The organism is Candidatus Sodalis endolongispinus (assembly GCF_018777395.1).
GTDB classification, from domain to species: Bacteria; Pseudomonadota; Gammaproteobacteria; order Enterobacterales; family Enterobacteriaceae; genus Sodalis_B; species Sodalis_B endolongispinus.
In genome coordinates, this window is sequence record NZ_JAFJYC010000001.1 from 1,485,862 (window position 1) to 1,503,031 (window position 17,170).

The following is a 17,170-nucleotide window of genomic DNA, read 5'->3' on the forward strand; positions in this document are numbered from 1 at the left end:
GGGGCAAGATCACACTTTAGCCTATATCACCAGACAAGGCTGTCAACCGTTGTCGCGACGGTGTTTACGGCGAGCGGCCCAATAATAGAGCTTGCGCCGGCGATAATGCCAGATAATGACAAGAGGAGGACATTTCTATTAAGTGACGTGCGGGCGGGTCTGGCGGAATACATCGCCGCAACCGACTGGCACAACGTCAGAGTAAGTGAAAGCGGGGCAAAAAAATCCGGGAGGTTAATCCCGGATGATTGTGGTCGACGCTTGCCGTTAAATATCGATATTAGCGGCCTTTAGCGCGTTTTCTTCAATGAACGCACGCCGCGGCTCTACCGCATCCCCCATCAGCGTGGTAAACAGCTGATCGGCCGCGATGGCGTCCTTTACCGTGACGCGCAACATACGGCGGCTGTCCGGGTCCATGGTCGTTTCCCACAGCTGATCAGGGTTCATCTCGCCCAGACCTTTGTAGCGTTGCACCGCCAGGCCGCGGCGCGACTCCTTCACCAGCCATTCCAGCGCCTGCTCAAAGCTGGTGACCGGCTGACGGCGTTCACCGCGCTCGATATAGGCATCCGCTTCGATAAGACCCCCCAGCGTTTCGCCAAGCGTAGCCAGTTTGCGATATTCACCGCCGTGGATGAAATCGTAATCCAGCAGATAATCCGTATCGACGCCATGCGTGCGTACCCGCAGCACCGGCTCAAACAGCTGGCGTTCGCGATTTTCCTGCACTTTAAAGCTGTAGCTGCTGCCGTGCTTCTCGTTATCGTTCAGCGCCTGCGCCAGTGAGGTGATCCAGCTTGTGACCTGATCCTGCTGGCTCAGCTGCGCTTCCGTCAGGGCCGGCTGATAAATTAAGTGGTTAAGCAGCGCACGCGGGAAGCGCCGTTCCATGCGGCCTATCATCTTCTGCACGGCGTAATGTTCGGCCACCAGATTTTCCAGCGGCTCGCCGGCCAGCGCCGGGGCATGGGCATTGGCGTGCAACGTGGCACCATCCATCGCCAGCGCTATCTGATACTGATCCATGGCCTCATCGTCTTTGATATATTGTTCCTGCTTGCCCTTTTTGACTTTATACAGCGGCGGCTGAGCGATAAACACATGACCGCGCTCAATAATTTCCGGCATCTGACGATAAAAGAAGGTCAACAACAGGGTGCGGATATGCGAACCATCGACATCGGCATCGGTCATGATAATGATATTGTGATAGCGCAGCTTGTCCGGGTTGTATTCGTCGCGGCCGATGCCGCAGCCGAGGGCAGTGATGAGCGTAGCGACTTCCTGCGAAGACAGCATTTTGTCAAAACGGGCTTTTTCGACGTTGATGATTTTCCCTTTCAACGGCAATATCGCCTGATTCTTACGGTTACGGCCCTGCTTGGCCGAACCGCCGGCGGAGTCACCCTCCACCAGGTACAATTCCGACAGCGCCGGATCGCGCTCCTGACAATCCGCCAGCTTGCCCGGCAGACCGGCCAGATCCAACGCCCCCTTACGGCGGGTCATCTCGCGCGCCTTACGGGCGGCTTCACGGGCGCGTGCGGCATCGATGATTTTGCCCACCACGATTTTGGCATCGTTGGGGTTTTCCAGTAGATATTCCACCAGCCGCTCGTTCATCAGCGATTCCACCGCCGATTTCACCTCGGACGAAACAAGTTTGTCCTTGGTTTGGGAAGAGAACTTTGGATCGGTTACCTTGACAGAAACCACGGCGATAAGCCCCTCGCGGGCGTCGTCGCCGGTCGCGCTGATTTTGGCCTTTTTGCTGTAACCTTCTTTATCCATATAGGAATTCAGCGTGCGAGTCATGGCGGCGCGAAAGCCGGCCAGATGGGTACCACCGTCGCGCTGGGGAATGTTGTTGGTGAAACAGTAAATATTTTCCTGGAACCCATCGTTCCATTGCAGCGCAATTTCCACACCGATGCTGTCTTTTTCGGTAGAGAAATAGAACACATTCGGGTGAATAGGGGTTTTGTTCTTATTCAGATATTCCACGAACGCCTTTATGCCACCTTCGTAATGGAAGTGGTCTTCCTTGTCGTTGCGCTTGTCGCGCAGGCGGATTGACACTCCGGAGTTCAGAAAGGACAGTTCCCGCAGCCGTTTGGCCAGGATTTCGTATTGGAATTCGGTATTGTTGGTGAAGGTAGCAAAACTCGGCCAAAACCGCACCGTGGTGCCGGTCTGCTCGGTTTCCCCCACCACACACAGCGGTGATTGGGGCACGCCCCCCTGGTAGGTCTGCTGATGCACTTTACCTTCGCGCTTTATCATCAGCTCGAGTTTTTCCGACAGCGCGTTCACCACCGACACGCCGACGCCGTGCAGGCCGCCCGACACCTTGTAGGAGTTGTCGTCAAACTTACCGCCCGCGTGCAGCACGGTCATGATAACTTCGGCGGCAGAGACGCCCTCTTCTTCGTGGATGCCGGTCGGAATGCCGCGACCATCATCCTGGACGGAAACAGAATTGTCTGCGTGGATCATGACCACGATTTCTTTACAGTGACCGGCAAGGGCTTCGTCGATAGCGTTGTCCACAACCTCGAATACCATATGATGCAGACCGGTACCATCATCGGTATCGCCGATATACATACCCGGGCGCTTACGCACCGCGTCCAGTCCCTTGAGTACTTTGATACTTGAGGAGTCATAAGAATTCGACATCAACGTTTCCCGCTCATTTAAACTTCGGATTGGAGGCTTATTTTACCCTGTTTCACCTTGAACATCTTGCCATTTTCATCGGTAATATCACGGATTTGATCCGCGCTGACCGCGCTGACGAAAACCTGGGCATGGGTGTCTTTCAGACGTTCCGCCAAAAGGCGACGGCGCCCGGTGTCCAGTTCGGATGCGAAGTCATCAATCAGATAAAGACATCGCCGGCCGTTACGGTGGGTAAGGAATTCGCCCTGCGCCAGACGCAGGGCACACATCAATAATTTGAGCTGACCGCGCGAGAGAATATCCTCCACCGGTACACCTTCGGCACGGATTCGGAAATCCGCTTTATGGGGGCCCGACGCAGTGTAGGTTAGCGCGCGATCGCGCTCGAACTGGCGTTCCAGCAGCTCGCCGAAATCGCTTTCTTTGTCCCAGCCGCGCTGAAAGCTGAAATCGAGGCGAAACTCAGGCAGAAATTGCGCGCACGTGGCGGTAATATCCGCCGCGATCGCCGCGCTGTAGTCAGCACGCCATTGACTGATTCGGTTCGCCAGCGGAATCAGCTCCTGATCCCAGGCGCGCAGCTGTTGATAACGACTGACCTGTCGCAGGGCGGCATTGCGCTGTTTCAGCAACCGGCGCAGATTGCTCCAGGCGGTAAAGAAAGCCGGCTCGTTATGAAAACAACCCCAGTCTATAAAGGCCCGCCGGTACTTGGGCCCGCCATTCAGTAGCGTAAAGCCCTCCGGGGTAATCAACTGCATCGGCAACAGCTGGGCCAGTTCCGCCACCTTATGGCCATCGCTGCCGTCGATGCGCACCGTGCTGTCGCCCAGCCGATTGCGCGAAAGCCCCACCGAGGTCGCGCGCGCATCCACATTGCCTGCGTCAATACGCCCGTGCAGGACAAATTCCGGCTGCTCATGACGGATAACCCACCCGGATTGCAAGCTGCGAAACGCGCGGCCGTGGCCAAGAGTGTAAATGGCTTCCAGAACGCTGGTTTTACCGCTGCCGTTGGCGCCCACCAAAAAGTTGAAATCAGCGGCCAGAGACAAATCGGCGGCGGCGATATTACGAAAATCACGAATCAGCAGACGCGACAGAGCCATTAACTCACACTACCTTACCACATTGGCTACAGACGCATCGGCATAACGACATAGGCGGCCGCCTGGCTGGCGCTGTCTTCAATCTGCACGCTGGACACCCCATCGCTCAGCAGCAGCCGCACTTCCTCGCATTTCAACGCATTCAGCACGTCAAGCACGTAGCTGACATTGAAACCGATTTCCATCTCGCTGCCCTGATAGGTGACATCCAGAATCTCTTCCGCCTCTTCCTGCTCCGGATTGTTGGCGGTGATTTTCAGCTGGTTGGCGCTCAGATACAGCCGCACGCCGCGAAACTTTTCATTGGAAAGGATCGCGGCGCGGGCGAACGCCTGTTTGAGCACATCGCAGCCCGCTTCAAGCGTTTTATCGGGATTCTTCGGCAATACGCGGCGATAATCGGGGAAACGGCCGTCAACCAGTTTGGAGGTGAAGATGTAATCACCGACGCTGGCGCGAATATTGTTGCTGCCGATTTGCAGCTTCACCGGATTTTCGCCGCCGTCCAGCATGCGCACCAGCTCCATCACGCCTTTGCGCGGCACAATGACGGAATGAGACGGCAGCGCCTCGGCGACCGACATGGCGCAGACCGCCAGCCGATGCCCGTCGGTGGCCACGGTACGCAGCTCCTCGCCTTCGGTTTCAAACAGCATACCGTTGAGGTAGTAACGCACATCCTGATGGGCCATGGAAAACTGGGTCGATTCAATTAATCGCTTCAGAATAGACTGCGACAGGGTGAATTCCACCTCGCTTTGCCAATCGTCCAGGTTGGGAAAGTCGGAGGCGGGCAGCGTGGAAAGCGAATAGCGGCTGCGCCCCGAGCGAATCAGCATCCGTTCCCCTTCCAGCGTCACGGCGATTTCCGCTCCTTCCGGCAGACCGCGGCAAATATCAAAAAACTTGCGCGCCGGCACCGTGGTCGCGCCCGGCTCATGGGCGGCGCTCAGCGCGACCTGCACGACCATTTCCATTTCCAAATCGGTACCGGTCAGCAGCAAGCGATCTTCGGACACCTGCAATAACAGGTTACCCAGAATCGGTAAGGTCGGGCGGCCCACCAACGGGCTACTGACCTGTTGCAGTGGCTTTAGCAGCTGCCCACGTTCAACGATAAATTTCATAGTTAGGAAGATAATGTTCTGATTAAGTTGGAGAAATCTTCTTTAATATCGTGGCTCTCTTCACGCAACTGCTCGATTTTCCGGCAGGCGTGCAGCACCGTCGTATGATCTCGCCCGCCGAAAGCATCGCCAATTTCGGGCAGACTATGATTGGTTAATTCTTTCGATAACGCCATCGCCATCTGTCGGGGGCGGGCGACCGAGCGTGAACGCCGCTTAGAGAGTAAATCGGCCACCTTGATTTTATAGTATTCCGCCACGGTTTTCTGGATATTATCGATAGTGACCAGCTTTTCTTGTAGCGCCAGCAAATCCCGCAGCGCTTCGCGCACAAAATCAATGGTAATCGCCCGGCCGGTGAAATTAGCATTGGCGATGACGCGATTCAACGCACCTTCCAGCTCGCGCACGTTAGAACGCAAACGCTTGGCGATGAAAAACGCAACTTCCCCCGGCAGGCGGATCGCGTTCTCGTCGGCTTTCTTCATCAATATCGCCACGCGCGTCTCAAGCTCAGGCGGCTCAATCGCCACCGTCAGCCCCCAGCCGAAGCGCGACTTCAGCCGGTCCTCCACCCCGTTTATCTCCTTCGGGTAACGGTCGGAGGTCAGGATAATCTGCTGATTACCTTCCAGTAACGCATTAAAGGTATGGAAAAACTCTTCCTGCGAGCGTTCCTTATTAGCGAAAAACTGAATGTCATCGATAAGCAAAGCGTCCACCGACCGGTAATAGCGTTTGAACTCCTCGATGGCATTATTCTGTAAAGCCTTGACCATATCCTGGACAAAACGTTCGGAATGCATGTACACCACTTTGGCATTGGCCTTGCGCGCCATGATGCCGTTGCCCACCGCATGCAGCAAATGGGTCTTGCCCAGCCCGGTGCCGCCATAAAGGAACAGCGGATTATAAGCGCCGCCCGGATTATCGGCGACCTGTCGCGCTGCCGCGCGCGCCAGCTGGTTCGATTTACCTTCAACGAAATTGTCGAAATTATGTTTTGGATTCACATTGGAGCGATAAGAAAGCTCCGGCTGCAACGGAGCGTTATCCCAGCTTGGCCGCGGACGGGCAACCGTCGCCTGGGAGGGCGCTTCGCTGACGTGCTGACTCGCGGGCTGCAGCACCGTCATTTGCGGCGGCTTGCTGCCCACTTCAAAGCGCAGCAGCGGCGCATCAGTGCCGCAGAAATCATTTAGCAAACCGTTGATGTTGTTCAAATACTTATCCCGCACCCAATCCAGCACGAACCGATTAGGGGCGTAAATCGCCAGAGTGTTGTCACTCAGTTCCGCCTGTAGGGGGCGTATCCACATACTGAATTCTGTGGCAGGTAACTCATCCTGTAACCGGGCAAGACATTGCTGCCAAAGCGAAAGTGACACGGCGGACTCCAATCGAACAAGATCAACAAAAGAAAAGAAACAAAACTGTATGATTCAGGATCATCTTTTTGACACAGATTACCGTGATGCAACCTGCGAACCGCCTTAAACGGTTTTTCCCGCGACGGATCTTAGCGGAGATCCCCGTCAGGGAGTGCGGATCATAACGCAAACCGCGCCACAGATCTTCCTCTTCTACACAGTTTTCATCCTTTTTATCCACAGGGTAACCGGGCGCTTGCGAGTGTACCTGATAATCTCCCCGCTGGATAAAAAGTAAGCCTTATGATCGACGAAATTAAGCATAGTCTGAATTTTTCGGCCGGGATCGCGGACATGTGATCCTGACAGGAATAGACTAGATCCCGCAGGATCCTTGCGCTTTGGTGGGAACCCCGTATAATTCTCTGCCCTACGCGTGACGTCTGTTGTCCTGTCCGATTTGCCGGACGGAGATTCTGGTATGAACACGGGTATTCAGGCGGGCAAGCGCGATGTTAATTGACTCGGGACTGTACAATTATTACAATCCCGCCTCTTTATCGTTATGCGATTGAGGCGTCGGTCGTTTTCACACCGGGCGGCCAAACGCGTTTACTGATCAGTAATTATCAAAGTTTAGGTAGAAATCGCTATGAAACGCACTTTCCAACCGTCCGTATTGAAACGCAACCGTACCCACGGTTTCCGTGCTCGTATGGCAACGAAGAACGGTCGTCAGGTTTTGGCACGTCGTCGTGCAAAAGGCCGTACACGCCTGACCGTATCTTCCAAGTAAGAAAGCTTATCCACCGGGTGGTTAAGCTCGCACTTCCCCGGGAGTTACGGTTGTTAACTCCCAATCATTTTACTTTCGTCTTCCAGCATCCTCAACGGGCCGGCACGCCGTATGTCACCATCCTCGGCCGCCTGAACACGCTGGGGCATCCCCGCGTCGGTCTTACGGTCGCCAAAAAACATGTAAAACGGGCCCATGAACGTAACCGGATCAAGCGCCTGACGCGTGAAAGTTTCCGCCTGCATCAGCACGCCCTGCCCGCCATGGATTTTGTGGTCATCGCCAAAAAAGACGTGGCCGATCTGGATAACCATGCCCTGACGGAAGCGTTAGAAAAATTATGGCGCCGCCATTGTCTCCAGTCGCAAAGCTGCTGATCGGGTTGATACGCGGTTATCAACTCGTCATCAGCCCGTTGCTGGGGCCTCATTGCCGGTTCCAGCCCACTTGTTCGCAGTATGGAATTGAGGAGATACGCAGGTTTGGTACGTTAAAAGGCAGTTGGTTGACATTAAAACGCGTATTAAAATGCCACCCTTTGAACCCAGGTGGCGAAGCTCCCGTGCCGCCAAAAAACTTTGACAATAGAGAACACTAACAATGGATTCGCAACGCAATCTTCTTGTCATCGCTCTGCTGTTCGTGTCTTTCATGATCTGGCAAGCCTGGCAGACGGACCATGCTCCTACGCCTACCGCCAAGACCACGCAACAGACCGCGAACACCACTGCGGCAGCCCCGGACAGCCAGGGTGTGCCCGCCAGCGGACAAGGCCAGCTCATTACGGTTAAAACCGACGTGCTGTCGCTGAAAATCAACACCCGCGGCGGTGACATCGAACAGGCTTTCTTGCTGTCCTATCCCGATAAACTGGGTTCACCGCAGCATTTCCATTTGCTGGAAACGTCCCCGGAATTCGTCTATCAGGCGCAAAGCGGCCTGACCGGTAAAAACGGCCCGGATAATCCCGCCAACGGCGAGCGCCCGCTGTTCACCACGAATCAAGACACCTATGTTCTGGCGGATAACCAAAGCGAATTGCGCGTGCCATTGACCTACACCGCCCCTGACGGCGTGGTGTATACCAAGACCTTTATCCTGAAACGCGGCGATTTCGCGTTAAATGTCAATTACGATATTAATAACGCCAGCGCGCAGCCGCTCGAGCTGACGTTGTTCGGTCAATTGAAGCAATCCATTGATTTGCCCAAAGCACGTGAGACCGGCAGCAGCAACTTCGCGCTGCACACCTACCGTGGCGCGGCCTATTCCACTACCGACGACAAATATCAGAAGTACAGCTTCAAGGACATCAAAGGCGAGAATCTGAGCGTCAGCACCGACGGCGGCTGGGTCGCCATGCTGCAGCAGTATTTCGCCACGGCCTGGGTCCCTTTCACTGCGGGTAAAAACACTCTCTACACCACGGACTTAGGCAACGGTATGGCGGCGGTCGGCTTTAAATCCGCCCCCGTCACCGTCGCCGCCGGCGGCCAAAGCGAGCTGAAAGCCACATTGTGGCTTGGTCCTGAGATTCAGGACAAGATGGCGGCCATCGCCACGCATCTGGATCTGGCGGTCGATTACGGCTGGCTCTGGTTTATTTCCCAACCGCTGTTCAAGCTGCTGAAATTCATCCACAGCTTTATCGGCAACTGGGGCTTCTCCATCATTATCATCACCTTCATCGTGCGCGGCATCATGTACCCGCTGACCAAGGCGCAGTACACCTCGATGGCCAAAATGCGCATGCTGCAGCCGAAACTGGCGGCGATGCGCGAGCGCCTGGGTGACGATAAACAACGGCAAAGCCAGGAAATGATGGCGCTGTACAAGGCGGAAAAGGTCAATCCGCTGGGCGGCTGCCTGCCGCTGGTGATCCAGATGCCCATCTTCCTGGCGCTGTATTACATGCTGTCAGGCTCCATTGAATTGCGCCATGCGCCGTTCGCGCTGTGGATCCATGACCTGTCGGCACAAGACCCGTACTACATCCTGCCGGTCTTGATGGGCATTACCATGTTCTTCATCCAGAAGATGTCGCCCACCACCGTCACTGATCCGATGCAGCAGAAGATCATGACCTTTATGCCGGTCATTTTCACCGTGTTCTTCTTGTGGTTCCCGTCGGGTCTGGTGTTGTACTATATCGTCAGCAACCTGGTAACCATCATCCAGCAGCAGCTTATCTATCGCGGCCTGGAAAAACGCGGCTTGCATAGCAGGGATAAAAAAGCCAAGTAACGGCGCGCGCCCGTCCAGATAGCCACGCTGATAAGGCGGTCATCAATATGACCGCCTTTATTTTTTTACCACCGCGCCCCGCGGCGCAAAGCGAGCGTTACAATGAGCCAAACGGATACTATCACTGCCCTTGCTACCCCGCCTGGACGCGGCGGCGTCGGCATTCTGCGCGTCTCCGGCCCCTTATCCGCCCCGGTGGCCCGCGCGCTGCTGGGCAAGCTGCCGCGTCCGCGTCAGGCCGAATATCTGCCCTTTCGCGACGACGACGGCGCGACGCTTGATCAGGGCATCGCGCTTTTTTTTCCCGGCCCCCACTCCTTTACCGGCGAAGATGTCCTGGAATTACAGGGCCATGGCGGCCAGGTTATATTGGATTTGTTGCTACAGCGTATCGTCGCGATGCCCGGCGTACGCATTGCGCGCCCCGGCGAGTTTTCGGAACGCGCCTTTCTTAACGACAAACTGGATTTGGCCCAGGCAGAGGCTATTGCCGATCTCATCGACGCCAGCTCGGCTCAGGCCGCACGCTCGGCGGTAAATTCGCTACAGGGCGCGTTTTCCGGCCGTATTCATGAATTAGTGGAAGCGCTTACTAACCTACGTATCTATGTTGAAGCGGCCATCGACTTTCCCGATGAAGAGATTGATTTTCTCTCCGACGGTAAAATTGAAGCCAACCTGAACGACGTTATCGCCAGCCTGCAACGGGTGCGCACCGAAGCGCGGCAGGGCAGTCTTCTGCGCGAAGGGATAAAAGTGGTGATTGCCGGTAAGCCAAACGCCGGTAAATCCAGCCTGCTGAATGCGTTGGCGGGGCGCGAGGCGGCGATCGTCACCGCCATTGCGGGCACGACGCGTGACGTGCTGCGTGAGCATATCCACCTTGACGGTATGCCGCTGCATATCATCGATACCGCCGGCCTGCGCGACGCCGGCGACGAAGTGGAACGTATCGGCATTGAGCGTGCCTGGCGTGAGATAGAACTGGCCGACCATGTGCTGCTGATGGTGGACGGCACCGCCACGCCCGTTGGTGACCCCGATACGCTGTGGCCGGCGTTTATTAGCCGTTTGCCGCCCGCAATGCCGGTCACCTTGGTACGCAATAAAGCCGACCTGACCTGCGAAAGCGTAAATTGTGGGGAAGTGGGCGGTTACCCACTTATTACCCTGTCGGCGCAGTCCGGCGCAGGCGTGGACCTGCTACGCGACCATCTGAAGCAGAGCATGGGCTTTAACGGCGGCACCGAGGGGGGATTTTTGGCCCGCCGGCGCCATCTCGACGCGCTGGAAATTGCCGCAACCCATTTACAGCAGGGAAAAGAACAGTTAGTGAGCGCTTACGCTGGCGAGCTGCTGGCGGAGGAGCTGCGTTTGGCGCAGCAATCTCTGAGCGAGATCACCGGCGAATTCAGCTCAGATGACCTGCTGGGCAGAATTTTTTCCAGTTTTTGTATCGGCAAGTGAGTCCGGTTCCTTCGACTTCCTCACTGTTACGCTTAATCCCCAGCGGGCAAATTCCCTCCTTCGCTGATTAAATCCATACTGCCTGTGGCCTAATGATGGTCTGCGGCAGTCGATTGCGGGTAAATCCGCTAAAACATAAAAACGCTTTCTGTCGCCGACGGCACGCGAAAACCGGGGAATAGCTAACGCTACCCGGCGGCAATGCGGGACATGGGGATTTGCCAGCGCCAAATCTGTGAGGTGGTTGGCTTTCACCCGCTCCGGCGCTTGCGAAACCCGCGTGAAAGCAACAAGGTAACCTTTAATCGGTTTTATGTGAAAAGGTAACCCATGTCCGCGAAAGACGATCTTTACCGACAATTAAGCGCGTTCTATCACCACGACAGCGAAGGTTTCACGACGCTGGACTGCGAACGTTTTACCTCCGCCAGCCGCAGCGTAATCAGCCTCTATCTGAATCAACTGTGCGACGAGGGCTTTCTGCGCAAAGAAAATACCCGCCCGGTCCATTTTTGGCTAAGCAGTCATACGCAGGCAATGGCCCCGCAGCAGCCTGCGGAAGAGGTTTTTCAGGCATTGATCGGCGCCACGGGCAGCTTGAAAAGCGCGGTGGAATTATGCCTGGCGGCGGTCAATTACCCCGATGGCGGTTTGCCGATATTGGTCACCGGCGCCAGCGGCGTCGGAAAAAGCTATCTCGCCACCTTGTTGCACCGCTATGCAGGTGAAACCGGCGTAATTTCCCGCAGCGCGCGGCTGGTTGAGCTTAATTGCGCCGATTACGCCAATAACCCGGAATTATTATCCAGTACGCTGTTTGGCTATGTGAAAGGCGCCTTCACCGGCGCGGATAAAGAGAAAACCGGTTTGCTTGATGAAGCGGACGACGGCTTTTTCTTCCTCGATGAGGTTCATCGTCTTTACGCCGAAAACCAGGAAAACTGTTCCTTTTTATGGATAAAGGCTACTTTTATCGCTTGGGAGATAACCGCCAACCCTGTCACGCCCGCGTACGTTTTCTGTTCGCCACCACCGAAAATAGCGAAAATGTCTTGCTGACAACGTTCCGCCGCCGTATTCCCGTTATGGTCGAATTACCCTCGTCCGAATCACGCCCTTTTAGTGAGAAATTGGCGCTGGTATCCACTTTTTTCCAAGCTGAAGCGCAGCGCTTTAAGCAAGATATTCACGTTCCCACAGAATTGATCCGCCATTTGATAACTCCCCAGGGCGGGGAAACATCGGTGAGCTTAAAAACCGCATTAAAGTATTGTGCGCTTCCGCTTTTACGCAGGGACCAAAGACTGGCATTCGTCTTGTCGGTAATCCGCCGGCGCCAGAAGACAGCGAAAACGTCATTTTTCATTGGGACGAGAGCACATTCCCGGCATTACCGCTTACACCGGCCAGATCTGTGACGGGATAAACCCTGCTGGAAAATTTTTGCCGGACCGCTAATGTTCCGTTGTTTGTTCGCAAGCTGGAAGAGCATTACCACGCCACACTGGACGAAGCAGCCGCCGGGCGGCTCTACCATGGAGTGCTATGGAAAACAACGGTCGATACCTTAGGCGAGTTTACAGAGCTAAGCGGTTTACGTCTGGGCGAGATGATGGAAAAGGCCGTCTTCCATTGTCTGCAATGGTGCCTGCACGACACGCTCTCTCCCGCCGCTATCGAGCATCTCACCGCGGTGACGGAATACATTCCTCAGCGCGCCTGTTTGCTGGCCAGTGAAACCATTGCGCTACTGCAGCGGCGCTTGCCAGAAACGCCGGAACCCCTGTTACACCCCTTATTGAGCGCCGTTTTTTGCCACCAGGTCGAGCAAGAGCCGCTGATCCAGGGCATCATAGTGGCTCATGCCTCCAGCATCGCGGGAACGGCGAATAATTTGCTGGGGGGATTCTATCTCAAGGCCTTTGATATGCCACTATCCGTCGATACCCGGGGGATTATCAGCCATCTTACCGCCTGGATTGACGGCCTGAAAGAACAAGCCGGCATGGTGATTTTGGTGGACATGGGCTTGCTTGAGGATATTTACGCCGAAATTAAACTTCACATCCAGGGAGATTTGCTGGTGATGAATAATGTCAGCACCTCAATGGCGCTCGATATTGCGGAAAAATCCAGCAGCGGCTGTCGATGAAAGAGATTGTCGACGGCATTAAGGGCGCCTGGGAGATATAGGCGCGCTATTACTCCGGTATTGTCCAGGGTAATAAATTGATCATCTCCTGTATTTCCGGCGAAGGGGTGTCAAAACAGTTGCAGGAGATAGCCCGCCGTTAAGTGGATGATGAAACGCTGGATGTCGTGACAATGGAATATGACGATTTGAAGTGGAAGCTGGCAAAAGATGATAGCGCCCTGTACGGCACGAGGTTGATCATTACCACCACCGAGTTGAACGCCAACTATATTCCTATTATCAACGTCAGAAAGCTTATCGGCGATAAACCTGATCAACTGTGGAAAATTTATTTCTCGACGATCATGTCCGCGGATCAACTGAAAAAATGGTCGATGAAATCGTCATTCTCTTCACCATAGAGGGCGTCGCCAGCCACCTCTCATTCCTTAACCCCAACGTTATCATCGAAGAAGTGGAAAATGTGGTGAAATTCTTCGAGATGACCTACAGCATTCACTTTGAAAGCTATCTGCGTATCAATTTGTTTATGCATCTGTCGGCGATGATCGAACGACTGATGACCCATGATGGTTTAAATCATCGCGGGGAAAGTGAGCTGACCGAGCAGCAGCGCAATTTTATCTCCCTGACGCCGGAAGCCTTCCGACCACTTATTACCAAGTACCGTTTCGCCGTGACCACAACGGAATGCCTGATGATTTATGAGCTGATGGAGCCCTGGATCACTGTTGACCAGTCGTTACTAGTGTTGAAAGCCGACAAAAATAGTGTGCAGGCTTCCGGCGAGGCTTAAACACTAGACTTAACCTAATGAAATTAAACTAAAATAAAATCTGGCACGCCTTTTGTATTATCTCTAGCACTACCTGGCTTCAACTTCATCTGGAGAGAATGCAATGGCGTCGAATAAGTGGATAGATTTGAATCAGCGGGTCGTTATCGTGACCGGCGGGAGCTCAGGGATTGGTGCGCATATTGTCAGCGACCTGCTGGAAAATAATGCCCGGGTCATTGTCGAGTATATCCAATTACCGGATGTGGCCAGCCGCGCGGCCGGGGTAGATTACCGCTTGTGCGATATCACCGATCGCACATCATTTAAAAAGTTTGTTGATGATGTCTATCGTCAGTATCAGCGTATTGATGGTTTGGTCAACAATGCAGGGGTCAATCGCGCCCGGTTGTTGGTCGACTATTACAGCGAAACGCCGCAGTATGAATTAAGCGACGACGACTTTGATTTTATGGTGCTAGTCAACCAAAAGGGGCCTTTTATTTGTACGCAGGAGGTCGCCCGCATCATGATCCGCCAAAAACAAGGCGCGGTGGTGAATATTCTTTCCGAGGCCGGCATTGAAGGTTCAAGAGGACAGAGTTGTTATTCCGCGACCAAAGCCGCCGTTCATGGCTTCACCCTGTCTTGGGCAAAGGAGTTGGGTGCGTTCGGTATTCGGGTGGTTGGCGTTGCACCCGGCATCAATGAGCCGACGCCGATGGGGGATGCCAAGCACCGTGAAGCGCTGGCCTACACACGCGGTATGAAGGCGACGAACATCGATGAAGATTACAGCCAAAAAATACCTCTTGGCCGTCAGGGAAAACTGGATGAAATTGCCAATCTGGTTACCTGGCTGCTATCCGACAAGTCCAGCTATATCACCGGCACCACCATAAATATCACGGGAGGCAAATCTCGCGGCTAATCCTTTTCATTTCTGGCAGGAAATTTTATGGATAAATTAAATGTTGTCCCCTGGTTATTCGTCATTTCACATGGTCGCTTTGGCAACGAACTGGTTAATAGCTGCGAAATGATTTTAGGTAAAATCGAGAATATTTATTGTTTTTCATTAATGCCGGGCATGGCGCCTGAGAAATTAATGGAAGAAATGGGCGAGGTGTTAAAACGGTCACCCACCCATAGCATCATCTTTACCGATATCTATGCCGGCACGCCGTCAAACGTCGCAACGGTATTCGCCAAACGCAAAGGGTTTCCGGTGATTTGCGGCATGAACCTTCCCATGCTGATTGAGGCCGAGATGCACCGTAATGAGTTAAGTATTGAGGAACTGGTAAACCGAATCATTGAAGCTGGCGGTGAAAGTATTAAAAACGTGACATCAATAGCCAACGGGAATACCTATGAATAATATAAAACTGGTACGGGTCGATTTTCGCCTCATTCATGGGCAAGTCATTACAAAATGGCGAAATATTATTTCCGCTACCGAGATCGTTATTGTCGATGACAAATTATCCAAAGACCCTTTTTTGGCCGATATCTATGTGATGGCGGCGCCACCAGGCGTCGATGTCCATGTCATGGCTGAAGATGATTTTATCAAAGCCTCTCAGGAGTGGTACTTCGACACCAATAAAAGCAACGTACTGGTGTTATTCAAATCCATCGGTAACGTCAGGCATCTGATGGCAAGGGATGTTGTGTTCAAAGAAGTTCAGGTTGGGGGGCTGGGTGGCGGTGTCAACCGGCGCAGCGTAGTGAACGGCATATCCATTGATGATCAGGATTTGCAGGATCTCAAATTTATTCAGTCGCAGGGAACCGCCGTCTACTTCCAGGTCACCCCGGAGGAAGTCAAATTAACGTTGGATAAGGCCATTACGCGTCTGGAGGGTTGACTATGTGGGAAGTCGCGATTTTTACAGGGCTTTGGTATTGGATATGTAAAACCGATGTCGGTTATGCCATTACCCACGCCATCCGTCAGCCATTATTTGCCTCGGTACTAATTGGCTTAATAATGGGTGACGTCACGCAGGCGGTCATCATCGGTGCGGCGATTCAAATCCTGTACATCGGTCTGGTGGCGGCGGGCTCCAACCTGCCGGCCGATGACTGCCTGGCCGGCCTTATCGCTACCGCTCGCCTTAAACACAGGTCTCTCGCCGAAGCTGGCTATCGCTATCGCGGTGCAGGTCGGGGTAATGGGCGTCTTTCTCGATCAATTCAGGAAAACCGTCAACGCCGTCTTCGTGCATATGGCGGATAAATACGCTGAAGAAGGCAATGTACGCCAAATTAAGCTGTGCGCCATCTTCTGGCCGACTCTGCTTGGCTTCTTCATCCGTTTCCCGATGCCCTTCCTGGCTAATCTTTACGGTAAAAACAGTATCAATGCATTTCTAAACAGTGTACCGGAATGGCTGATTCATGGTTTCAGCGTCGCGGGCGGCCTGCTACCTGCGCTCGGCTTTGCCTTGACCATTTTTGTCATTGGCAAAAAGGCGCTGCTACCCTGGTTTTTCATCGGCTATTTCCTAGTGCAGTTCAGCGGTATCCCAGTCTTCGGCGCGGCGATTTTCGGCCTCAGCGCAGTATTGCTCATCTCTTATTATCAAAATAAAAAAGAAGCGTGAGTATCTTACCTATGTACCCTAAAGAGATAACAGAAAAGGATGTAAAAAATAGCTGGCTCTATTATTACATCGTTGCAGAAATGGGGATTTCCTACGAGCGGTTACAGGCGCTGGGCTTTACCACCGGCATTCTGCCCATTTTGCAAAAGCTGTATCCTGACCCGGAAGATTTGAAGCTTGCCATCAAGCGTCATTTGGTGTTTTACAATACCGAGGCCGTCTTCGGTGCGCCGATTAACGGTATCGTTATCGCCATGGAAGAGCAAAAAGCCAAAGGGGCAGATATCGATGATGACACCATCACCGGTATCAAAACCGGTTTGATGGGCCCGATGGCGGGTATAGGCGACTCCATTGACTGGGCGACGCTGAAGCCGATTATCTTTGGCCTTGCGGTGACGCTTTCGGCTAACGGAAGCATTCTCGGCGCCTTTTTCCTACTGCTGTTGCCGATTATCCAGATTGTGGTTGGCCGAAAATTGGCGGCCTATGGTTATCGCGCCGGCCAGGCGTCCATCCGGTAAATTTTACAATCTGGCCATATCCGCATGCTGATTACTGGCGCCAGTACATTGGGTCTTTTTATGATGGGCGCGTTGTCATCGACCTATGTGAAGCTCAGTACGCCGCTACAGTTCAGTTTTGGCGAACAGAATAAACCTTCCGTATTGCAGCAGGTTATCGACAATATTGTCCCCGGTGTTTTGCCGCTACTGGCGGTATTTGGCATCTACTGGTGGCTGATAAAACTCAACCAGAATTTCACCATCATTATGCTATTGATTGTGGCTATTGCAATTATCGGGGCATTACTGGGCATATTTTAACAGGAG

General features: G+C 53.7%; 16 protein-coding genes and 2 pseudogenes. 14 read left to right on the forward strand and 4 right to left on the reverse strand.

Going from position 1 to position 17,170, the window contains the following annotated elements:
* Nucleotides 1-267 precede the first annotated feature (267 nt).
* Genes gyrB through dnaA form a run of 4 tightly spaced genes read right to left on the reverse strand, consistent with a single transcriptional unit; the run spans nt 268 to nt 6,309 of the window.
* Nucleotides 268-2,682, reverse strand: coding sequence for a DNA topoisomerase (ATP-hydrolyzing) subunit B (gene gyrB, locus JZM24_RS07200; protein ID WP_215669166.1), 2,415 nt, complete (start codon nt 2,680-2,682; stop codon nt 268-270).
* A 17-nt stretch (nt 2,683-2,699) separates the two neighbouring features.
* The gene (gene recF / locus JZM24_RS07205) at nt 2,700-3,794 is read right to left on the reverse strand and encodes a DNA replication/repair protein RecF (RefSeq protein ID WP_215669167.1); all 1,095 of its coding nucleotides are present in this window, start codon (nt 3,792-3,794) and stop codon (nt 2,700-2,702) included.
* Between the two features lie 26 nt (nt 3,795-3,820).
* Nucleotides 3,821-4,921 (reverse strand): DNA polymerase III subunit beta, encoded by a 1,101-nt coding sequence (dnaN, locus tag JZM24_RS07210; RefSeq protein WP_215669168.1) that lies wholly within the window; start codon nt 4,919-4,921, stop codon nt 3,821-3,823.
* Between the two features lie 2 nt (nt 4,922-4,923).
* The gene (gene dnaA, locus JZM24_RS07215; protein ID WP_215669169.1) at nt 4,924-6,309 is read right to left on the reverse strand and encodes a chromosomal replication initiator protein DnaA; all 1,386 of its coding nucleotides are present in this window, start codon (nt 6,307-6,309) and stop codon (nt 4,924-4,926) included.
* Between the two features lie 634 nt (nt 6,310-6,943).
* Here dnaA and rpmH point away from each other — a divergent pair.
* From rpmH to JZM24_RS18520, 14 genes and pseudogenes are all read left to right on the forward strand, one after another.
* Nucleotides 6,944-7,087 carry a 50S ribosomal protein L34 gene (rpmH, locus tag JZM24_RS07220; RefSeq protein ID WP_071881986.1) on the forward strand — a complete coding sequence of 48 codons (144 nt, stop codon included), beginning with the start codon at nt 6,944-6,946 and terminating at the stop codon, nt 7,085-7,087.
* 17 nt (nt 7,088-7,104) lie between these two features.
* Nucleotides 7,105-7,464 (forward strand): ribonuclease P protein component, encoded by a 360-nt coding sequence (rnpA, locus tag JZM24_RS07225; protein WP_215669170.1) that lies wholly within the window; start codon nt 7,105-7,107, stop codon nt 7,462-7,464.
* Nucleotides 7,428-7,685 carry a membrane protein insertion efficiency factor YidD gene (gene yidD, locus JZM24_RS07230; RefSeq protein WP_215669171.1) on the forward strand — a complete coding sequence of 86 codons (258 nt, stop codon included), beginning with the start codon at nt 7,428-7,430 and terminating at the stop codon, nt 7,683-7,685. The genes rnpA and yidD overlap by 37 nt, the downstream gene beginning before the upstream one ends.
* 2 nt (nt 7,686-7,687) lie before the next feature.
* Complete coding sequence (yidC, locus tag JZM24_RS07235; protein ID WP_215669172.1) at nt 7,688-9,331, forward strand: membrane protein insertase YidC; 1,644 nt, start codon at nt 7,688-7,690, stop codon at nt 9,329-9,331.
* Nucleotides 9,332-9,433: 102 nt separating this feature from the next.
* Complete coding sequence (gene mnmE / locus JZM24_RS07240; protein ID WP_215669173.1) at nt 9,434-10,798, forward strand: tRNA uridine-5-carboxymethylaminomethyl(34) synthesis GTPase MnmE; 1,365 nt, start codon at nt 9,434-9,436, stop codon at nt 10,796-10,798.
* A gap of 330 nt (nt 10,799-11,128) precedes the next feature.
* Nucleotides 11,129-11,857 carry a sigma 54-interacting transcriptional regulator gene (locus tag JZM24_RS19675; protein ID WP_220098826.1) on the forward strand — a complete coding sequence of 243 codons (729 nt, stop codon included), beginning with the start codon at nt 11,129-11,131 and terminating at the stop codon, nt 11,855-11,857.
* 406 nt (nt 11,858-12,263) lie between these two features.
* Entirely contained in the window at nt 12,264-12,950 is a 687-nt protein-coding gene (locus JZM24_RS18065) for a hypothetical protein (protein ID WP_220098827.1), read from the forward strand.
* Between the two features lie 143 nt (nt 12,951-13,093).
* On the forward strand, nt 13,094-13,354 hold the full coding sequence (locus tag JZM24_RS18070) for a hypothetical protein (RefSeq protein WP_220098828.1): 261 nt from the start codon (nt 13,094-13,096) through the stop codon (nt 13,352-13,354).
* Nucleotides 13,321-13,749 (forward strand): PRD domain-containing protein, encoded by a 429-nt coding sequence (locus JZM24_RS18075; protein WP_220098829.1) that lies wholly within the window; start codon nt 13,321-13,323, stop codon nt 13,747-13,749. Before JZM24_RS18070 ends, JZM24_RS18075 begins: the two co-directional genes overlap by 34 nt.
* 103 nt (nt 13,750-13,852) lie before the next feature.
* The gene (locus JZM24_RS07250; protein ID WP_215669174.1) at nt 13,853-14,659 is read left to right on the forward strand and encodes a sorbitol-6-phosphate dehydrogenase subunit; all 807 of its coding nucleotides are present in this window, start codon (nt 13,853-13,855) and stop codon (nt 14,657-14,659) included.
* A gap of 27 nt (nt 14,660-14,686) precedes the next feature.
* A complete protein-coding gene (locus JZM24_RS07255; RefSeq protein WP_215669175.1) occupies nt 14,687-15,109 on the forward strand; it encodes a PTS sugar transporter subunit IIA in 423 nt (140 codons plus the stop codon).
* On the forward strand, nt 15,102-15,599 hold the full coding sequence (locus JZM24_RS07260) for a PTS sugar transporter subunit IIB (protein ID WP_215669176.1): 498 nt from the start codon (nt 15,102-15,104) through the stop codon (nt 15,597-15,599). Before JZM24_RS07255 ends, JZM24_RS07260 begins: the two co-directional genes overlap by 8 nt.
* Before the next feature lie 2 nt (nt 15,600-15,601).
* Nucleotides 15,602-16,337 (forward strand): annotated as a pseudogene (locus JZM24_RS07265) (PTS mannose/fructose/sorbose/N-acetylgalactosamine transporter subunit IIC).
* Nucleotides 16,338-16,348: 11 nt separating this feature from the next.
* Nucleotides 16,349-17,164, forward strand: a pseudogene (locus JZM24_RS18520) (PTS system mannose/fructose/sorbose family transporter subunit IID).
* Nucleotides 17,165-17,170: the final 6 nt, after the last annotated feature.

What these genes read in the sequence shown, in the direction of transcription:
- gyrB (WP_215669166.1), bottom strand. Translation starts at nt 2,682, where the DNA reads ATGTCGAATTCTTATGACTCCTCAAGTATCAAAGTACTCAAGGGACTG.
- JZM24_RS07260 (WP_215669176.1), top strand. Translation starts at nt 15,102, where the DNA reads ATGAATAATATAAAACTGGTACGGGTCGATTTTCGCCTCATTCATGGG.
- JZM24_RS18075 (WP_220098829.1), top strand. Translation starts at nt 13,321, where the DNA reads ATGGTCGATGAAATCGTCATTCTCTTCACCATAGAGGGCGTCGCCAGC.
- yidC (WP_215669172.1), top strand. Translation starts at nt 7,688, where the DNA reads ATGGATTCGCAACGCAATCTTCTTGTCATCGCTCTGCTGTTCGTGTCT.
- JZM24_RS19675 (WP_220098826.1), top strand. Translation starts at nt 11,129, where the DNA reads ATGTCCGCGAAAGACGATCTTTACCGACAATTAAGCGCGTTCTATCAC.
- yidD (WP_215669171.1), top strand. Translation starts at nt 7,428, where the DNA reads ATGGCGCCGCCATTGTCTCCAGTCGCAAAGCTGCTGATCGGGTTGATA.
- JZM24_RS07255 (WP_215669175.1), top strand. Translation starts at nt 14,687, where the DNA reads ATGGATAAATTAAATGTTGTCCCCTGGTTATTCGTCATTTCACATGGT.
- recF (WP_215669167.1), bottom strand. Translation starts at nt 3,794, where the DNA reads ATGGCTCTGTCGCGTCTGCTGATTCGTGATTTTCGTAATATCGCCGCC.
- mnmE (WP_215669173.1), top strand. Translation starts at nt 9,434, where the DNA reads ATGAGCCAAACGGATACTATCACTGCCCTTGCTACCCCGCCTGGACGC.
- dnaN (WP_215669168.1), bottom strand. Translation starts at nt 4,921, where the DNA reads ATGAAATTTATCGTTGAACGTGGGCAGCTGCTAAAGCCACTGCAACAG.
- JZM24_RS07250 (WP_215669174.1), top strand. Translation starts at nt 13,853, where the DNA reads ATGGCGTCGAATAAGTGGATAGATTTGAATCAGCGGGTCGTTATCGTG.
- rpmH (WP_071881986.1), top strand. Translation starts at nt 6,944, where the DNA reads ATGAAACGCACTTTCCAACCGTCCGTATTGAAACGCAACCGTACCCAC.